The sequence below is a fragment of the Ruegeria sp. AE3 genome, from assembly GCF_056542225.1.
This window is the reverse complement of the sequence record NZ_JBQFZL010000016.1, coordinates 1-19,429: the sequence shown is the minus strand read 5'-3', so window position 1 is coordinate 19,429 and position 19,429 is coordinate 1. Positions and strand designations below refer to the sequence as shown.

14 protein-coding genes are annotated in these 19,429 nt (G+C 58.6%); 12 read left to right on the top strand and 2 right to left on the bottom strand.

Features of this window, described 5'->3' with window-relative positions; translation table 11 throughout:
* Window positions 1-43: 43 nt before the first annotated feature.
* Complete coding sequence (locus ACR0NZ_RS18360) at window positions 44-1,255, bottom strand: peptidoglycan-binding domain-containing protein (RefSeq protein ID WP_480474070.1); 1,212 nt, start codon at window positions 1,253-1,255, stop codon at window positions 44-46.
* A gap of 446 nt (window positions 1,256-1,701) precedes the next feature.
* On the opposite strand from ACR0NZ_RS18360, the gene rplK reads away from it, so the two are divergent.
* Window positions 1,702-2,151, top strand: a complete 450-nt coding sequence (rplK, locus tag ACR0NZ_RS18355) for a 50S ribosomal protein L11 (RefSeq protein WP_480474069.1) — start codon at window positions 1,702-1,704, stop codon at window positions 2,149-2,151.
* Window position 2,152: 1 nt separating this feature from the next.
* Window positions 2,153-2,851 (top strand): 50S ribosomal protein L1, encoded by a 699-nt coding sequence (gene rplA, locus ACR0NZ_RS18350; protein ID WP_480474068.1) that lies wholly within the window; start codon window positions 2,153-2,155, stop codon window positions 2,849-2,851.
* 57 nt (window positions 2,852-2,908) lie between these two features.
* Here rplA and ACR0NZ_RS18345 read toward each other — a convergent pair whose 3' ends face one another.
* A complete protein-coding gene (locus ACR0NZ_RS18345) occupies window positions 2,909-3,679 on the bottom strand; it encodes a class II glutamine amidotransferase (RefSeq protein ID WP_480520914.1) in 771 nt (256 codons plus the stop codon).
* Window positions 3,680-4,126: 447 nt separating this feature from the next.
* Here ACR0NZ_RS18345 and rplJ point away from each other — a divergent pair, with 447 nt between their 5' ends.
* From rplJ to ACR0NZ_RS18295, 10 genes are all read left to right on the top strand, one after another.
* On the top strand, window positions 4,127-4,645 hold the full coding sequence (gene rplJ, locus ACR0NZ_RS18340; protein ID WP_209507785.1) for a 50S ribosomal protein L10: 519 nt from the start codon (window positions 4,127-4,129) through the stop codon (window positions 4,643-4,645).
* A gap of 79 nt (window positions 4,646-4,724) precedes the next feature.
* Window positions 4,725-5,102: a 50S ribosomal protein L7/L12 gene (gene rplL / locus ACR0NZ_RS18335; RefSeq protein WP_209507787.1), complete on the top strand. Its 378-nt coding sequence runs from the start codon at window positions 4,725-4,727 to the stop codon at window positions 5,100-5,102.
* 250 nt (window positions 5,103-5,352) lie between these two features.
* Window positions 5,353-9,489 (top strand): DNA-directed RNA polymerase subunit beta, encoded by a 4,137-nt coding sequence (gene rpoB, locus ACR0NZ_RS18330; protein ID WP_480520912.1) that lies wholly within the window; start codon window positions 5,353-5,355, stop codon window positions 9,487-9,489.
* A gap of 52 nt (window positions 9,490-9,541) precedes the next feature.
* The gene (gene rpoC / locus ACR0NZ_RS18325) at window positions 9,542-13,783 is read left to right on the top strand and encodes a DNA-directed RNA polymerase subunit beta' (RefSeq protein WP_480474064.1); all 4,242 of its coding nucleotides are present in this window, start codon (window positions 9,542-9,544) and stop codon (window positions 13,781-13,783) included.
* A 208-nt stretch (window positions 13,784-13,991) separates the two neighbouring features.
* Window positions 13,992-14,771: an SdiA-regulated/phytase-like domain-containing protein gene (locus tag ACR0NZ_RS18320; RefSeq protein WP_209598267.1), complete on the top strand. Its 780-nt coding sequence runs from the start codon at window positions 13,992-13,994 to the stop codon at window positions 14,769-14,771.
* 138 nt (window positions 14,772-14,909) lie between these two features.
* A complete protein-coding gene (locus ACR0NZ_RS18315; RefSeq protein WP_480520910.1) occupies window positions 14,910-15,779 on the top strand; it encodes a DMT family transporter in 870 nt (289 codons plus the stop codon).
* A gap of 433 nt (window positions 15,780-16,212) precedes the next feature.
* Complete coding sequence (gene rpsL / locus ACR0NZ_RS18310) at window positions 16,213-16,584, top strand: 30S ribosomal protein S12 (protein WP_005621086.1); 372 nt, start codon at window positions 16,213-16,215, stop codon at window positions 16,582-16,584.
* 15 nt (window positions 16,585-16,599) lie between these two features.
* Window positions 16,600-17,070 (top strand): 30S ribosomal protein S7, encoded by a 471-nt coding sequence (gene rpsG / locus ACR0NZ_RS18305; RefSeq protein ID WP_093964348.1) that lies wholly within the window; start codon window positions 16,600-16,602, stop codon window positions 17,068-17,070.
* 18 nt (window positions 17,071-17,088) lie between these two features.
* Window positions 17,089-19,206 (top strand): elongation factor G, encoded by a 2,118-nt coding sequence (gene fusA / locus ACR0NZ_RS18300; protein ID WP_480474062.1) that lies wholly within the window; start codon window positions 17,089-17,091, stop codon window positions 19,204-19,206.
* Window positions 19,207-19,266: 60 nt separating this feature from the next.
* On the top strand, window positions 19,267-19,429 hold a 163-nt coding region (locus tag ACR0NZ_RS18295), incomplete at its 3' end, for a GTP-binding protein (RefSeq protein ID WP_293573406.1).

The following is a 19,429-nucleotide window of genomic DNA, read 5'->3' as shown; positions in this document are numbered from 1 at the left end:
TCAGTTTCAGCCCTACACGGGCCGATACAGTTTTCAAATGGGCTTACTGCGACTGAACCATGGCTGCGCGCAAAAGCTGCGGGCGGTCGGTCTGGGATGGCAGGAAAACCGCCTGCGACCCGGAATCCAGCGCCGAAAGGCTTGCATCATACCACTGCATCGCAAGGTCGCGGCGCGCCTGGACACCAAAGCCTTCGCGCAGGTGGTGACCGACCAGTTCTCCGTATGCGGGTTCACCCATGGCAACCAGCATCAGCGCGGAGCCAACCGCGGTATCCATGTTGTCCTGACGATATCCCATCGCAAGGCAGACCTTGCTGGTCGCGGCAAGATCAGCAGGGCTTAGACCCGAATCCAAGGCAAGCTTGCGCACCTGGGTTTCAGCCTCTGATTTCGAGTTGATAGACAGCGCGTCAACTTGCGGTGCCAGCATGTCGCCATAGGCGGCGCACTGGGCTGCGACCTGATCGGGTGTAAGGCCCTGGATGTCCTGCATCAGTTCTTCACCCTGTGCCATCGCATAGCTGCGGGCAAGGCAGAATTGCTCGCTGAGCGCAAAGTCAGGATCGGACATGTTCGACAGGGTCGTATAGCCGCCATTGGTCGACGTTTGCAGCATGACCCCGCTGCACCGATTGGCCAGCGACGGGCCTCCGGTACCGCCGGAAAACAGGCTCGGCAGGCTGGCTGTCGTAGCTTCAGCGGCGCTTGTTGCGGGTTCGGCCTGTTGAGGCGTGATAACCGGGATGGCCGGGGCCTGGGTCTGAGGCGCCGCCGCCAAGGCAGAGCCGGTTTGCACCTGTTGCCGATAGGCCATCAAAAGCGGTTGACCCGAAAGCTGGGTTGCCGCCTGCCCACCGCTTGTCGCCCAGTAATAGGCCTGCATCAGAAAGTCATACTGATAGGGCTGGAAGTCATAGCCATTCACAGGATAGCCCATGGACACCTGATAGCGTTCGATCGCCGACCGGGTCCCATGCCCGACCTGCCCATCGACACGCCCGGCATTATAGCCGAAATAGTTGAGCGCGGTCTGTGTCTGCGCCCCTTGCGAGGTGGACGGAATGCCTGACCGGTAGGTCTGGCTTGAAGACCGGGACTTTTTCTTTTGCTGGTCCTTGCCGATCGCGTATCCGACGACCCCGCCAACGACAGCGCCGCCGATGAAGTCGCCCGCATCGGCCCGTGCGGTCTGGGGAACGGACGCCGCAAAAGACAGTGCGGCGACAAGCATAGTTAATAAACGAATAATCATGACGAACCTCCGAACAAATTTGTTTTCCCCGATTATAGCACAGCCACAGCATGGCGCGGTTATTTATGCGGCGCAAGGAACGAAGCCACAGCAGTCTGTCGGTCGGGCGCCGGGTTCGCTCCGGTTTTTTCAAGCAAAATAAACCCTTAATACAGCGCGAAACCTCGTTTTACAGGCCACCTGGGATTTCCTGGGTTTGACCGGAATGACCAGCAATTTCCCGCCATGGCGCGTCGACGCCGGTGTTTATCGATTTGAAACTCGATTCGGTGATCCCGAATTGAATGGCGGGCCACTTGCCAACCCCCATGATCCCCTGTAAACGCCGCCCCATCGTCTTCGGGCGAGATTCTCTCGTGGGAGGTTACCGGGATCGCGATCCCGGGCCGGACCACGCAACATAATCCGGGTGAGACGCGTTTCACCTTAGTTGAAAGGAAAACCAAATGGCCAAGAAGCTTGCTGGTACAATGAAACTGCAGGTTCCTGCAGGTCAGGCGAACCCGTCGCCGCCGGTTGGTCCGGCGCTGGGTCAGCGCGGCATCAACATCATGGAATTCTGCAAGGCGTTCAACGCCAAGACCGCAGATATGGAGCCCGGCGCGCCGTGCCCGACCGTGATCACCTACTATCAGGACAAGTCCTTCACCATGGACATCAAGACGCCGCCGGCGTCTTATTACCTGAAAAAAGCAGCTGGTCTGAAGCCGGTTGGCAAGCGGAACCGCCCTCGTGGAGCGGAGAATCCCGGTCGTGAAACGATCGCAACCGTGACCTCGAAGCAGGTTCGTGAAATCGCCGAAGCCAAAATGAAAGATCTGAACGCCAACGACATCGAAGGCGCAATGCAGATCATCCTGGGCTCGGCCCGCTCCATGGGCATCGAGGTGAAGTAAGATGGCAAAACTCGGTAAACGTACCCGCGCTGCGCGCGAAGCCGTCGCTGGCAAGGAAAACCTGTCGGTGGACGAAGCTGTTGCTCTGGTCAAAGCCAATGCAACTTCGAAATTCGACGAGACCATTGAAATCGCAATGAACCTGGGCGTTGACACCCGTCACGCAGACCAGATGGTGCGCGGCGTTGTCGGCCTGCCGAACGGCACAGGCAAAGACATGCGCGTTGCTGTGTTCGCACGTGGCGCGAAGGCTGACGAAGCGAAAGAAGCAGGCGCGGATATCGTTGGCGCAGAAGACCTGATGGAAACCATTCAGGGCGGCACCATCGAATTCGATCGTTGCATTGCAACCCCGGACATGATGCCGATCGTCGGTCGTCTGGGTAAGGTTCTGGGCCCCCGTAACCTGATGCCGAACCCCAAGGTTGGCACCGTGACCATGGATGTGAAAGCAGCCGTGGAAGCAGCCAAAGGCGGTGAAGTTCAGTTCAAGGCGGAAAAAGGCGGCGTTGTGCACGCAGGCGTTGGCAAAGCATCGTTCGATGACGCCAAGCTGGCCGAAAACATTCGCGCCTTCGTCTCGGCTGTTGCCCGGGCCAAGCCGTCGGGCGCCAAAGGCACCTACATGAAGAAAATCGCGCTGAGCTCGACCATGGGCCCCGGTGTGACCGTTGATGTGGCAGAAGCTTCGGGCGAATAAGCCTGATCCACGCCAAAGCAATGTTGCGGGCGGTCCAATCGGACCGCCCGTTTTCGATTAGCTGAACGGCAACGCGGTATGGCTGGCTGTTTCGCCGGTCAGGGTAAAGAAACTCCGGTCTTCAATGGGCGTCCATTTTCCTGTGCCCTTGTCCAGAGGTTCGGATGCAATGACCTTGCCGCCGTGGTCCAGCCCTTCCCCGAAATACAGGGACGGGCTGCGCTGGTCGCTGGAATATCGAAACGCATACAGGCTCTGTCCATCCGAAAAGGCGACGGCCATGCGATCCGGTTGCGTCCGATGACTGTCAAGCGCATCGATCTGACGCAGAGTTGCGACAACAGCGTCCTGCGGCGCATCATCCAGCCCGTTGGCCAGCAGCAGCAGAAACAGAAGCTCTGAATCCGTCGACCCGCGCCGCGCCGCATAAAGCTCGTCCGGCAGTGAGGATTCTAGCCGTCTGCGCAAACGCCCGAACTCTCCGATCTGACCATTGTGCATGAAGGACCATTTGCCAAATGTAAAAGGGTGGCAGTTTGCGCGCGACACTTCGCCGAATGTCGACGCGCGGACATGGGCCAAAAACAGCGAGGATTTTATCATCCTGCAAAGATCGACCAGGTTACCATCCGACCACGCGGGCAGGACATCCCTGTACAGGCCGGGACGATCCTGATCCGCGTACCATGCCATACCGAAGCCATCGCCATTGACGGCAAGCTTTGCCTCGGCCGCGTGCTGGCTTTGCTCCAGCAATGAATGCTGGGGCCGGATGACGATGTTTTCAAGCGGAATACTTGGTCCGCAATAGGCGGCAATTCTACACATTTTTTCTGCTTCGTCTTGTTTCTGAGAAAAATTGTCGGGTTATAGTCTTGAAGTTGGAACAATGTCACGAACTATTTTGCGCTCAACCCTGTAATTCGACCTAATCAATTGCTCGTCAGCGCACTTTATCTTGTTGTCTTGGTCATCCCTTGTTGCGTTTGATTTATCACAATTTACCTCTTGGAAACCCCGGCCATCTGTCCTAAGTAGACCTGCGGAATAAAGCGTGCGATTCGTCGTGCGCTTTATTTTGTTTCGTCCAAGACGGTGGGTGGTGCCATATGGCCCCTTAATTCCCTGCCTGAGACGGGTAAGACCAAAGAATTCTGAGGGTCCCACCCTCGGGCGAATTTTGGCCAATCCCGTAACAACGGACCTGAACGCCGGGGCGCAAGCCGCGGCAAATATGAGCCGGGGTGAGATCTCACCCCTAACTTGGAGAGAACTGTGGATAGAGCCCAGAAAGAGAAAGTGGTCGAGGAACTCGGCCAAATCTTCGAAAGCTCTGGCGTCGTAGTGGTTGCTCACTACGCCGGTCTGACAGTTGCCGAGATGCAGGACCTTCGCGCACGTGCCCGTGACGCGGGTGGCTCCGTGCGTGTTGCCAAGAACAGGCTCGCCAAAATCGCCCTCGAGGGTAAGCCGTGTGCAAGCATGGCCGACCTGCTGACAGGGATGACCGTTCTGACCTATTCCGAGGACCCCGTGGCAGCAGCCAAGGTGGCCGAGGACTTCGCCAAGGATAACAAGAAATTTGAAATCCTCGGCGGTGCTATGGGCGAGAACGCTCTGGACCGCAAAGGCGTTGAAGCCGTTTCGAAAATGCCGTCTCGCGAGGAGCTTATTGCTTCGATCGTGGGCTGCATTGGCGCACCTGCTTCGAACATCGCCGGCGCGATTGGCGCACCTGCAAGCAATATCGCAAGCATCCTTTCCACCATCGAAGAGAAGGCGGAAGCTGCGTAAGCGGTTGGCACTGAATGATCTGCGTAGGGTACCTACCCTGACGTTGGAACACACATTGTAAACGGAAAGAGCTGATAAAATGGCTGATCTGAAAGCACTCGCAGAAAGCATCGTGGGTCTGACCCTGCTGGAAGCACAAGAACTGAAAACCATCCTCAAAGACGAATACGGCATCGAGCCCGCAGCTGGCGGCGCCGTAATGGTCGCAGCAGCTGGTGGCGACGCCGGTGGCGCAGCTGAGGAAGAAAAAACCGAATTCGACGTCGTTCTGAAGAACGCCGGCGCTTCGAAAATCAACGTGATCAAAGAAGTTCGCGGCATCACCGGTCTGGGCCTGAAAGAAGCCAAGGAACTGGTCGAAGCTGGCGGCAAGATCAAAGAAGGCGTGTCGAAAGACGAAGCCGAAGACGTCAAAGCCAAGCTGGAAGCAGCTGGCGCCGAAGTCGAGCTGGCCTAAGCCTGGTCTCAGGCGCATCGCTGATGCGCCGAAAATTTTGGCTGGATCCGGAGAAATCCGGGTCCAGCCGAACCTGTCTTAGAAAGGGCCTCACAGAATGGGGAGTTTTCTAAGACACGGTTTTCGGATCGGGAGGCCGCCTTCGGGACGGTGGCCACGAATTGATCCGGACGTGTTGTCTCGATTGTGCAAGATGCCGGGGCCCGACGGTGTCTTTGCCCGCTGAGAACATCGAAAGGTGACATCTGACATGGCTCAAACGTTCCTTGGCCAGAAACGTCTTCGTAAATATTACGGCAAAATCCGCGAAGTGCTGGAGATGCCGAACCTCATTGAGGTACAGAAATCTTCTTATGATCTTTTCCTGCGCTCCGGCGATGCAGAACAGCCCACAGACGGCGAAGGCATCAAAGGCGTGTTCCAGTCGGTTTTCCCGATCAAGGATTTCAACGAAACCTCCGTTCTGGAGTTCGTGAAATACGATCTGGAAAAACCCAAATACGACGTCGAAGAGTGCATGCAGCGTGACATGACCTACAGCGCACCGCTGAAGGTTACCCTGCGCCTGATCGTGTTCGATGTCGATGAGGACACCGGCGCGAAATCGGTAAAAGACATCAAGGAACAGGATGTCTTCATGGGCGATATGCCCCTGATGACCCCGAATGGCACCTTTGTCGTCAACGGCACCGAGCGTGTGATCGTCTCCCAGATGCACCGTTCGCCCGGCGTGTTCTTTGATCACGACAAGGGTAAAACCCATTCCTCGGGCAAGCTGCTGTTTGCCTGCCGCATCATCCCGTATCGCGGCAGCTGGCTGGACTTCGAGTTCGACGCCAAGGATATCGTGTTCGCCCGTATCGACCGCCGCCGCAAACTGCCTGTGACAACCCTGCTTTATGCGCTGGGTATGGATCAGGAAGCGATCATGGACGCGTATTACAACACCGTTTCCTACAAGCTGGAAAAGAAGAAGGGCTGGGTCACGCCGTTCTTCCCCGAGCGTGTTCGCGGCACCCGCCCGACCTATGACCTGATCGACGCGAAATCAGGTGAGGTGATTGCCGAGGCAGGCAAGAAAGTCACCCCGCGCGCGGTCAAAAAGCTGATCGACGAGGGCACCGTCACCGAACTGCTGGTTCCGTTCGATCACATCGTTGGCAAGTTTGTCGCCAAGGACATCATCAACGAAGAAAACGGCGCGATCTATGTCGAAGCCGGTGACGAACTGACGCTGGAATATGACAAGGACGGCGACCTGATCGGCGGTACCGCGAAGGAACTGATCGACGCGGGCATCACCGATATCCCGGTTCTCGACATCGACAACGTCAATGTTGGTCCCTACATGCGCAACACCATGGCCGCAGATAAGAATATGGGCCGTGAAACCGCGCTCATGGATATCTACCGCGTCATGCGTCCAGGTGAGCCGCCCACCGTCGAAGCGGCGTCGGCTCTGTTCGACACCCTGTTCTTCGACAGCGAGCGGTATGACCTGTCCGCTGTTGGTCGCGTGAAGATGAACATGCGCCTGGCACTGGACGCACCGGATACCCTGCGCACCCTGCGCCGCGAAGACATCGTGGCCTGCGTCAAGGCTCTGGTCGAACTGCGCGATGGCAAGGGCGACGTGGACGACATCGACCACCTCGGCAACCGTCGTGTGCGTTCGGTCGGCGAACTAATGGAAAACCAGTACCGCGTCGGTCTGCTGCGTATGGAGCGCGCGATCAAAGAGCGTATGTCGTCGGTCGAGATCGACACCGTCATGCCGCAGGACCTGATCAACGCGAAACCGGCTGCTGCTGCTGTGCGCGAATTCTTCGGCTCGTCGCAGCTGTCGCAGTTCATGGACCAGACCAACCCGCTGTCGGAAGTCACCCACAAACGCCGTCTCTCGGCGCTTGGCCCCGGTGGTCTGACGCGTGAACGTGCGGGCTTTGAGGTACGCGACGTGCACCCGACCCACTATGGACGGATGTGCCCGATTGAAACGCCGGAAGGCCCGAATATTGGTCTGATCAACTCGCTGGCCACCTTTGCCCGCGTGAACAAGTATGGCTTCATCGAAACACCTTACCGTGTTGTCAAGAACGCCGAGGTGACTGATGAGGTTCACTACATGTCCGCGACCGAGGAAATGCGTCATACCGTGGCGCAGGCGAACGCGACACTGGACAAGAACGGCAAGTTCATCAACGATCTGGTTTCGACCCGTCAGGCAGGCGACTACACCCTTGCCCCGCGCGAGAATGTGGACCTGATCGACGTGTCGCCGAAGCAGCTGGTCTCGGTTGCTGCATCGCTGATCCCGTTCCTTGAAAATGACGACGCCAACCGCGCTCTGATGGGCTCGAACATGCAACGTCAGGCGGTTCCGCTGCTGCGGGCCGAGGCACCGCTGGTCGGGACGGGCATCGAGGAAAAGGTTGCGATCGACTCGGGCGCTGCGATCCAGGCGAAACGCGCCGGTATCATCGACCAGGTCGATGCCCAGCGTATCGTTATCCGCGCCACCGAGGATCTGGAACTGGGCGACGCTGGCGTTGACATCTATCGTCTGCGCAAATTCCAGCGTTCGAACCAGAACACCTGCATCAACCAGCGTCCGCTGATAAAGGTGGGTGACACCGTCCAGAAGGGCGAGGTCATTGCCGACGGTCCGTCGACCGATATGGGTGAACTGGCCCTTGGCAAGAACGTGGTCGTCGCGTTCATGCCGTGGAACGGCTACAACTACGAAGACTCGATCCTGATCTCAGAACGTATCGCGCGTGATGACGTCTTTACCTCGGTCCATATCGAGGAATTCGAAGTCGCCGCCCGTGACACCAAGCTGGGCCCGGAAGAGATCACCCGCGACATCCCCAACGTCGGTGAAGAAGCGCTGCGCAACCTCGACGAGGCGGGCATCGTTTACATCGGTGCGGATGTCGAGCCGGGCGATATTCTGGTCGGCAAGATCACTCCGAAGGGCGAAAGCCCGATGACCCCGGAAGAAAAGCTGCTGCGCGCCATCTTTGGCGAAAAAGCATCTGACGTGCGCGACACCTCGCTGCGCGTGAAGCCGGGCGATTACGGTACGGTCGTCGAGGTGCGCGTCTTCAACCGTCACGGCGTCGAGAAAGACGAGCGTGCGCTGCAGATCGAGCGTGAGGAAGTCGAACGTCTGGCCCGTGACCGGGACGACGAGCTGGCGATCCTTGACCGCAACATCTATGCGCGTCTGCAAGGTCTGATCCTGGGTAAAACTGCGGTCAAAGGCCCGAAAGGTGTCAAGGCAGGGTCGGTGATCACCGAGGAGCTGCTGGACACCCTGACCCGTGGTCAATGGTGGCAGCTGGCTCTGGAAGACGAGCAGGACGCACAGATCGTCGAGGCCCTGAACGAGCAGTACGAAGTGCAAAAGCGCGCTCTGGACGCCCGTTTCGAAGACAAGGTCGAGAAGGTCCGCCGTGGCGACGACCTGCCGCCGGGTGTGATGAAGATGGTCAAAGTCTTCATTGCCGTAAAGCGCAAGTTGCAGCCGGGCGACAAGATGGCCGGTCGTCACGGGAACAAGGGTGTGATTTCCAAGGTTGTTCCGATGGAAGACATGCCGTTCCTGGCCGATGGTACGCCGGTCGACTTCTGTCTGAACCCGCTGGGTGTGCCTTCGCGTATGAACGTTGGTCAGATCCTTGAAACCCACATGGGTTGGGCCGCGCGCGGTCTGGGCCTGAACATCGATGAGGCTCTGGGTGAGTACCGCCGGTCCGGCGACCTGACCCCGGTGCGCGAGGCGATGAAGCTGGCCTATGGCGAAGATGTCTACGAAGAAGGCATCACCGGCATGGACGAGGAGACGCTGGTCGAAGCAGCGGGCAACGTGACCCGCGGTGTTCCGATCGCAACCCCGGTCTTTGACGGTGCCAAAGAGGCTGACGTCAACGACGCGCTGGTGCGTGCCGGTTTCTCACAGAGCGGTCAGTCGATCCTGTTCGACGGTCGTACGGGCGAGCAATTTGCGCGTCCGGTCACCGTGGGCATCAAGTACCTGCTCAAACTGCACCACCTTGTGGACGACAAGATCCACGCGCGTTCGACCGGGCCCTACAGCCTGGTGACCCAGCAGCCGCTGGGTGGTAAGGCGCAGTTCGGTGGTCAGCGCTTTGGTGAGATGGAAGTCTGGGCTCTGGAAGCTTATGGCGCCGCCTACACCCTACAAGAGATGCTGACGGTGAAATCGGATGACGTCGCCGGTCGGACCAAGGTCTATGAGTCGATCGTCAAGGGCGAGGATAACTTTGAAGCGGGCGTACCGGAATCGTTCAACGTTCTGGTGAAAGAAGTCCGCGGCCTCGGCCTGAATATGGAACTCCTGGATGCGGAGGTTGAGGAGTAAGGGCCTCAGCCCTTCCTCCCGTCCCCCCTTCCGCAAAATTTGAGGTATCAAAATGAACCAGGAAATCACCAACAACCCGTTCAACCCGCTGACGCCCCCGAAGGTCTTTGACGAAATCAAAGTCTCGCTGGCGTCGCCCGAACGGATCCTGTCTTGGTCCTATGGTGAGATCAAGAAACCCGAAACCATCAACTACCGGACGTTCAAGCCTGAACGTGACGGTCTGTTCTGTGCACGTATCTTTGGCCCGATCAAAGATTACGAATGTCTGTGCGGCAAATATAAACGGATGAAGTATCGCGGCGTTGTCTGCGAAAAATGCGGCGTGGAAGTCACCCTGCAAAAAGTCCGCCGCGAGCGTATGGGCCACATCGAACTGGCCGCGCCCGTTGCACACATCTGGTTCCTGAAATCGCTGCCGTCCCGCATCGGTCTGATGCTGGACATGACGCTGCGCGATCTGGAACGCGTTCTGTACTTTGAAAACTACGTCGTTATCGAGCCCGGTCTGACCGACCTGACCTACGGCCAGATGCTGACCGAAGAAGAGTACATGGACGCGCAGGATGCCTTTGGCATGGACGCGTTCACCGCCAATATCGGTGCCGAAGCCATCCGTGAGATGCTGGCCCAGATCGATCTGGAAGCCGAAGCCGAGCAGCTGCGCGCTGATCTGGCCGAAGCCACAGGCGAACTGAAGCCCAAGAAGATCATCAAGCGTCTGAAGGTTGTTGAATCCTTCCTCGAGTCGGGCAACCGACCTGAATGGATGGTCATGACCGTGATCCCGGTCATCCCGCCGGAACTGCGCCCACTGGTTCCGCTGGATGGTGGCCGCTTTGCGACCTCGGATCTGAACGATCTGTATCGTCGCGTGATCAACCGGAACAACCGCCTCAAGCGTCTGATCGAACTGCGTGCGCCTGACATCATCGTCCGCAACGAAAAGCGGATGTTGCAGGAATCCGTGGACGCTCTGTTTGACAACGGCCGTCGTGGCCGCGTGATCACCGGCGCCAACAAGCGCCCGCTGAAATCGCTGTCGGACATGCTGAAAGGCAAGCAGGGCCGCTTCCGTCAGAACCTTCTGGGGAAACGCGTCGACTTCTCGGGCCGTTCGGTCATCGTGACTGGTCCGGAGCTTAAGCTGCACCAGTGTGGCCTGCCCAAGAAGATGGCGCTGGAACTGTTCAAGCCGTTCATCTACTCGCGCCTTGAAGCCAAGGGTCTGTCTTCGACCGTGAAACAGGCGAAGAAGCTGGTCGAGAAAGAGCGTCCCGAAGTGTGGGATATTCTCGACGAGGTGATCCGCGAACACCCTGTCATGCTGAACCGTGCGCCGACGCTGCACCGTCTTGGCATTCAGGCGTTCGAACCGGTTCTGATCGAAGGCAAAGCCATTCAGCTGCACCCGCTGGTCTGTTCGGCCTTCAACGCCGACTTCGACGGCGACCAGATGGCTGTTCACGTCCCGCTGAGCCTTGAGGCACAGCTGGAAGCCCGCGTTCTGATGATGTCGACGAACAACGTTCTGTCGCCTGCAAACGGCGCGCCGATTATCGTTCCGTCGCAGGACATGATCCTGGGCCTGTACTATGTGTCGCTGGAACGTGCCGGCATGCCGGGCGAAGGCAAGGTCTTTGGTTCGATCGACGAAGTTCAGCACGCGCTGGACGCGGGTGAGGTGCATCTGCACACCAAAATCACCGCGCGGATCACGCAGATCGACGAAGAAGGCAACGAAGTTCAGAAGCGCTATGAAACCACTCCGGGCCGTCTGCGTCTGGGGGCCCTGCTGCCGATGAACAACAAGGCGCCGTTCGATCTGGTCAACCGCCTGCTGCGGAAGAAAGAAGTGCAGCAGGTGATCGACACCGTCTACCGCTACTGCGGTCAGAAAGAGTCGGTTATCTTCTGTGACCAGATCATGTCGATGGGCTTCAAAGAAGCGTTCAGGGCGGGCATCTCGTTCGGCAAGGACGACATGGTCATTCCTGATGACAAGTGGGGCATCGTTGATGACACCCGCGATCAGGTGAAAGATTTCGAACAGCAGTACATGGACGGCCTGATCACTCAGGGCGAAAAGTACAACAAGGTTGTCGATGCCTGGTCGAAGTGTAACGACCGCGTGACCGAGGCGATGATGAGCACCATCTCGAACGTCGCCAAGGCCGAAGACGGGTCGGACATGGAGCCGAACTCGGTTTACATGATGGCTCACTCCGGTGCGCGGGGCTCGGTCACTCAGATGAAACAGCTGGGCGGTATGCGGGGCCTGATGGCCAAGCCGAACGGTGACATCATCGAGACGCCGATCATCTCGAACTTCAAGGAAGGTCTGACCGTTCTTGAATACTTCAACTCGACCCACGGTGCCCGTAAAGGTCTGTCGGATACCGCTCTGAAAACCGCGAACTCGGGTTACCTGACCCGTCGTCTGGTGGACGTGGCACAGGACTGCATCGTTCGCGAGATCGACTGCGGCACTGAACGCGCGATCACGGCCGAAGCTGCGGTCAACGACGGTGAAGTTGTCGCCTCGCTGGCCGAGCGTATTCTGGGCCGCGTGGCTGCCGATGACATCCTGCGTCCGGGCACGGAAGAGGTGCTCGTGGCCGCGGGTCAGCTGATCGACGAACGGATGGCGGACATCATCGATGAGGCTGGCGTTCAGTCGACCCGTATCCGCTCGCCTCTGACCTGCGAGTCCGAGGAAGGCGTCTGTGCCACCTGTTACGGTCGTGACCTTGCTCGCGGTACCATGGTGAACACGGGTGAGGCTGTCGGCATCATCGCCGCCCAGTCCATCGGTGAACCCGGTACACAGCTGACGATGCGGACCTTCCACATCGGCGGTGTTGCGCAAGGTGGTCAGCAGTCGTTCCAGGAAGCAAGCCAAGCCGGCAACGTATCCTTCGAGAACCCGCAGATCCTGGTGAATGCCGCAGGCGAAAGCCTCGTCATGGGCCGGAACATGAAGCTGGTGATCAAGGACGATCACGGCGAAGAGCGTGCCAACCACAAGCTGGGCTACGGCTCCAAGCTGTTCGTCAAGGAAGGCGCGAAAGTGTCCCGTGGCGACAAGCTGTTCGAATGGGATCCCTACACCCTGCCGATCATCGCCGAGAAAGCCGGTACCACCAAATACGTCGACCTGGTTTCGGGCCTTGCCGTCCGTGACGAGACCGACGAAGCAACCGGCATGACCCAGAAGATCGTGATTGACTGGCGCGCGGCCCCCCGTGGCAGCGACCTGAAGCCCGAGATCATTCTGGTCGGTGACGATGGCGAACCGGTCCGCAACGATGCGGGCAACCCGGTTCACTATCCGATGTCGGTGGATGCGATCCTGTCGGTCGAAGATGGCCAGAAGATCGAAGCCGGTGACGTTGTTGCGCGTATTCCGCGTGAAGGTGCCAAGACCAAGGACATCACCGGTGGTCTGCCGCGTGTGGCCGAACTGTTCGAAGCCCGCCGTCCGAAAGATCACGCGATCATCGCAGAAGCCGATGGTTACGTGCGCTTTGGCCGCGACTACAAGAACAAGCGCCGCATCACCATCGAACCGGCTGACGAGTCACTGGAGCCCATCGAGTACATGGTACCCAAGGGCAAGCACATCCCTGTTGTCGAAGGCGACTTCGTACAGAAGGGCGACTACATCATGGACGGTAACCCGGCTCCGCATGACATCCTGTCCATCATGGGTGTCGAGGCGCTGGCGAACTACATGATCGACGAAGTGCAGGATGTGTATCGTCTGCAAGGCGTGAAGATCAACGACAAGCACATCGAAGTCATCGTGCGCCAGATGCTGCAGAAGTGGGAGATCCTGGATTCAGGCGACACCACCCTGCTGAAAGGCGAACATGTCGACAAGCAGGAGTTCGACGCAGCCAACGAAAAGACCATCGCTCGCGGTGGTCGTCCGGCACAGGGCGAGCCGATCCTTCTGGGGATCACCAAGGCCTCGCTGCAAACGCGTTCGTTCATCTCGGCCGCGTCGTTCCAGGAAACCACCCGCGTACTGACCGAAGCGTCCGTGCAGGGCAAAAAGGACAAGCTGGTTGGTTTGAAAGAGAACGTCATCGTTGGTCGCCTGATCCCTGCCGGTACAGGTGGGGCCACACAGGCCGTCCGCCACATCGCGCAGTCGCGCGACAATGTGGTGATCGAAGCCCGCCGGGAAGAGGCCGAAGCGGCCGCTGCCCTGGCTGCGCCGATCATGGATGATGATCTGGTCGGGGATGAGCTGGATGTTCTGGTGGAAACACCCGAAAGCCGCGAGTAATCGCCCGATTGACAAGTTAAGGAAGGCCCCGCGATTTCGCGGGGCCTTTTTTTTCAGGGTTGAAACGCACGCCACGCTTAGGGCAGTTCCAGACCACTGGCATATCGCGCTTGCCGTATGAGACCTACAATAACAGCAGGGTTTTTCTGATTTAGGCTAAACTGTGCTACCATCCGCCTTGAATTCACACAGGTGACGGGGGTGGATGATGAGAGCTGTCACAAAGCTGTCGCGCGTATTTTCGGTTTTCGGTCTGGGCCTGATGGCCGCCTGCACGGATTATGCCTATGTGGGGATGCCGCCGGGCCAGCCATCGCGTGAGATCGTGATCCCGAACGGCACGACGCGCCTGATCCCGATATCCGGCTCGATCGTCGGGCTGGCTTATGATGAGCCGAGAAGGCGGATCTTTCTGCGCAATCTTCCCGGTACCCAGCTACAGGAGCTTGACCGAAATGGCCGTGTCCTGCGTACCTTTGCGGCACAGCGGGTTCCGGCCGGATGCGGTGGCATCACACCTGACGAGTTCCCCATAAAGGAATGCGGGCTGGCCATTCGGGGCAGCGACGGCCATCTGTTCCTCGACCATCCGAACGGGGTGATGATCGCGGAACTGACCCGCGACGGCCAATTCGTGCGCAACATAACCCTCAGCCAGCCACAGGGGCCGATTGGCGGGCTGGCCTTTGATGAAACGACCGGCACGCTTTATGTACTGTTCATCCGCAATCGCCTGATCGCCGAGGTGGATTTGAACGGCACGGTTCTAAGGACGATCCGCGCGACCAATCCATCGGTCGGCGCAGCGGTGCAGATCGAACGCTTTGGCCTTGGCATCAACTCCAAACGCCGCGAGCTTTATGTCGCCCTTCAGAACGGCAACCAGCTTGGCGTTCTGGACATGTCCGGTGGGTTGATTGCAACGCACACGCTCAGCGCCGGGGTGGCTGTGGAAGGTATCGGAGGCGGTCGGGTCTCCGGTCTTTGATACGGGCACAGCGGGCGGTTTCGACACGCTCCGCACGCGTCAGAGCGCAATTCTTGCGCTGATCTGATTTGATGCGTTGACAGGCGGCTGTCCGATTGGGCCAATGGCCCGATCACTCTGCGCAGGGCCATATCTGACATGAACCCAAACACCAAAGGTGCCTTGCTGATGATGGGCAGCATGGCGGCCTTCACCCTGAACGACACTTTGGTCAAGGTCGCGCTTCGGGAACTGCCTTTGTTCCAACTGGTGGCCATGCGGGGCGTACTGGCCGTTTTCCTTGTCTACGGTCTTGCCCGCTATCTGGGGGCGCTGCACCTCAATTTCTCAAACCACGACCGGTGGCTGGTTGCGCTGCGCAGCCTGACCGAACTGTCGGCCACCTTCTTTTTCCTGACAGCGCTCAAGAACATGCCGCTTGCCAATGTGACGGCCATTCTGCAGGCGCTGCCCCTGACCGTGACGCTGGGCGCGGCGCTGGTCTTTTCCGAACAGGTCGGCTGGCGGCGCATATTGGCGATTGCCATTGGTTTTGGCGGCATGGTTCTGATCGTCAGACCCGGTCCTGACGGCTTCAGCCTGTATTCCATCTACGCGCTGATCGCAGTGGCTTCGATCACGGTTCGCGATCTGGTGACGCGACGCATGTCGCCCCAAGTTCCGTCAATGGTGGTGACACTGGCGACGTCTCTTTCCATCACGGTGGCCGCCGCGATTGCTTCGGTGTTCGAAGGATGGGTTCCGGTTTCCGGCGCTGCGGGTTCTTTGGTTGCAGCGGCGGCCGTGTTCGTCCTGATGGGCTATCTGTTCAGCGTCATGGTCATGCGTCAGGGCGATGTCGGGTTCATCGCGCCGTTTCGCTATTCCAGCCTGATCTGGGCCCTGGGGTTGGGCTGGGCCGTATTCGATGAATGGCCCGACGGCCTGACCATGCTGGGTGCGACACTGATCGTGGCCGCCGGACTGTTTACGCTGTTCCGGGAACGCGCGCGTCGGGAAGCGGCGTGAACCTGCGTGACAAAGCTCTGAACACTGGTTATCCGAAGGCGAAACCCGGCCTCCGGTTGCGGGTTCAGCTCAACATTGGCGCTTCTGGTGCAGGACGGTTTATGAACCCGGTTGAGCCTGCGCACCCATATCGGCACGGCCCGGATCAGCCAATTGCCGGGCAACCGGTATCGTGCTGTTGACACTCGGGCCGACTCCCCCTATTACGCGCGTCATCTCGGTGCCGGGGGCCGCCCCATAGCCGATTCCAGTAATGAGCTGGTCAAGGCCCGGACAATTTTGCAGTTCGCGCCCTCTGAGAAACAACCGCGACGTTCACCTCGGAATGGGAACGCTCGTGGGTTTTGCGCTTGTGGACGCATCAGCGCAGCGAAGTTAGCCGCACGCCAGTTGCGTGCATGTCATGTGTGTTGCAAACGGGGAAGAAACCGGAATGCCAACTATTCAACAGCTGATCCGCAAACCGCGGCAGCCCAAAGTAAAACGCTCGAAGTCCATGCACCTGGAGCAGTGCCCGCAGAAACGCGGCGTCTGCACACGTGTTTACACCACCACACCGAAGAAACCGAACTCGGCTATGCGTAAGGTTGCCAAAGTGCGCCTGACCAACGGGTTCGAGGTCATCTCGTACATCCCCGGTGAAAGCCACAACCTTCAGGAACACTCGGTTGTTCTGATCCGTGGCGGCCGTGTGAAAGACCTTCCCGGTGTGCGTTACCACATCCTGCGCGGTGTTCTGGATACTCAGGGCGTCAAAGACCGTAAGCAACGCCGTTCGAAATACGGCGCGAAGCGTCCCAAGTAAGAAGGAGAGGCTGATATGTCACGTCGTCACGCCGCCGAAAAACGCGAAGTCCTGCCTGACGCCAAGTTTGGCGATAAGGTTCTGACCAAATTCATGAACAACCTGATGATCGACGGCAAGAAGTCGGTCGCCGAGCGCATCGTCTACAACGCCTTTGACCGCGTCGAAAGCAAGATCAAGCGCGCGCCCGTCGAAGTGTTCCACGAAGCACTCGACAACATCAAACCGTCGGTCGAGGTTCGCTCGCGCCGGGTTGGTGGTGCAACCTATCAGGTTCCGGTCGAAGTCCGCCCCGAGCGCCGCGAAGCACTGGCCATCCGCTGGCTGATCACCGCTGCGCGCGGCCGCAATGAAAACACCATGGAAGAACGCCTCGCCGGTGAGCTGCTGGACGCTGTACAGTCCCGCGGTACCGCCGTGAAGAAGCGCGAAGACACCCACAAGATGGCCGAGGCGAACAAAGCCTTCAGCCATTACCGTTGGTAATCCCAGAGGCTTATCCAAATGGCACGCGAATATCCGCTCGAACTATACCGTAACTTCGGTATCATGGCGCACATCGACGCAGGTAAGACCACCTGCTCGGAGCGTATCCTGTATTACACTGGTAAATCCCACAACATCGGTGAGGTGCACGATGGTGCAGCCACCATGGACTGGATGGAGCAGGAGCAGGAACGCGGCATCACCATCACTTCGGCTGCAACTACCACCTTCTGGGAACGCACCGAAGACGGTCAGAATGCTGACACGCCTAAGCACCGCCTGAACATCATCGACACCCCCGGCCACGTTGACTTCACCATCGAAGTTGAACGCTCGCTGGCGGTTCTCGACGGTGCCGTCTGCGTTCTGGACGCAAACGCCGGTGTTGAACCCCAGACCGAAACCGTGTGGCGTCAGGCTGACCGCTACAAGGTTCCGCGTATGGTTTTCGTCAACAAGATGGACAAGATCGGCGCAGACTTCTTCAACTGCGTTCGCATGATCGAAGACCGCACCGGCGCACGTGCTGTTCCGGTTGGTATTCCGATCGGTGCCGAAACCGAGCTGGAAGGCCTGGTTGACCTCGTCACCATGGAAGAGTGGCTGTGGCAGGGCGAAGACCTTGGTGCAAGCTGGGTCAAAGCTCCGATCCGTGACAGCCTGAAAGACATGGCTGACGAATGGCGCGGCAAGATGATCGAAGCGGCCGTCGAAGAAGACGACGACGCGATGATGGCCTATCTGGAAGGCGAAGAGCCCGACGTTCCGACCCTGCGCAAACTGCTGCGCAAAGGTACGCTGGCGCTGCATTTCGTTCCGGTTCTGGGTGGCTCGGCGTTCAAGAACAAAGGCGTTCAGCCGCTGCTCAACGCTGTGATCGACTACCTGCCCAGCCCGCTGGACGTTGTTGATTACATGGGCTTCAAACCCGGCGACGAGGAAGAAGTTCGTAACATCGCACGTCGTGCCGATGACGACATGGCCTTCTCGGGTCTGGCGTTCAAAATCATGAACGACCCCTTCGTCGGTTCGCTGACCTTCACCCGCGTTTATTCGGGCACCATGCAGAAGGGCGACTCGATCCTGAACTCGACCAAAGGCAAGAAAGAGCGCATCGGTCGTATGATGATGATGCACTCCAACAACCGGGAAGAGATCGAAGAAGCGTTTGCAGGCGACATCATCGCGCTGGCGGGTCTGAAAGACACCACCACCGGTGACACCCTCTGCGATCCGAAGGATCCGGTGGTTCTGGAAACCATGACCTTCCCCGATCCGGTGATCGAGATCGCGGTCGAGCCCAAAACCAAGGGCGACCAGGAAAAGATGTCTCAGGGTCTGGCCCGTCTGGCCGCCGAAGACCCGTCCTTCCGCGTGGAAACCGACCTGGAATCGGGTCAGACCATCATGAAGGGCATGGGCGAACTTCACCTGGACATCCTGGTGGACCGTCTCAAGCGCGAGTTCAAGGTCGAAGCCAACATCGGTGCGCCTCAGGTGGCTTATCGTGAAACCATCTCGATGCCGGTCGAACACACCTACACCCACAAGAAACAGTCGGGTGGTTCGGGTCAGTTCGCTGAAGTCAAGCTGGAGATCCAGCCCACCGAGGCAGGCGAAGGTTACTCGTTCGAAAGCCGCATCGTGGGTGGTGCCGTTCCTAAGGAATACATCCCCGGTGTTGAAAAAGGCATCAACTCGGTCATGGACAGCGGCCCTCTGGCTGGCTTCCCGGTAATCGACTTCAAGGTTGCCCTACTGGACGGTAAGTTCCACGACGTAGACTCGAGCGTTCTGGCGTTCGAAATCGCGGCCCGTATGTGTATGCGTGAAGGCATGCGCAAAGCTGGCGCGAAGCTGCTGGAACCGATCATGAAGGTCGAAGTGATCACCCCGGAAGAATACACCGGCGGTATCATCGGTGACCTGACTTCGCGTCGGGGCCAGGTGTCGGGTCAGGAATCCCGCGGCAACGCAATCGCGATCGACGCGTTTGTTCCGCTGGCGAACATGTTCGGCTACATCAACACCCTGCGTTCGATGTCGTCGGGCCGTGCCCAGTTCACCATGCAGTTCGACCACTACGATCCGGTTCCGCAAAACATCTCGGACGAGATCCAGGCGAAATACGCATAAGCGACGATTTGAGGGAGCGCCGTTCCGGGGCTCCCTTCATTACAGAAAAAGGAGGCCATCATGGCAAAGGAAAAGTTTGAGCGTACAAAACCGCACGTCAACATCGGCACGATTGGGCATGTTGACCATGGTAAGACGACGCTGACCGCAGCGATCACCAAGTATTTTGGTGACTTCAAGGCGTATGACCAGATTGACGGCGCGCCGGAAGAGAAAGCGCGCG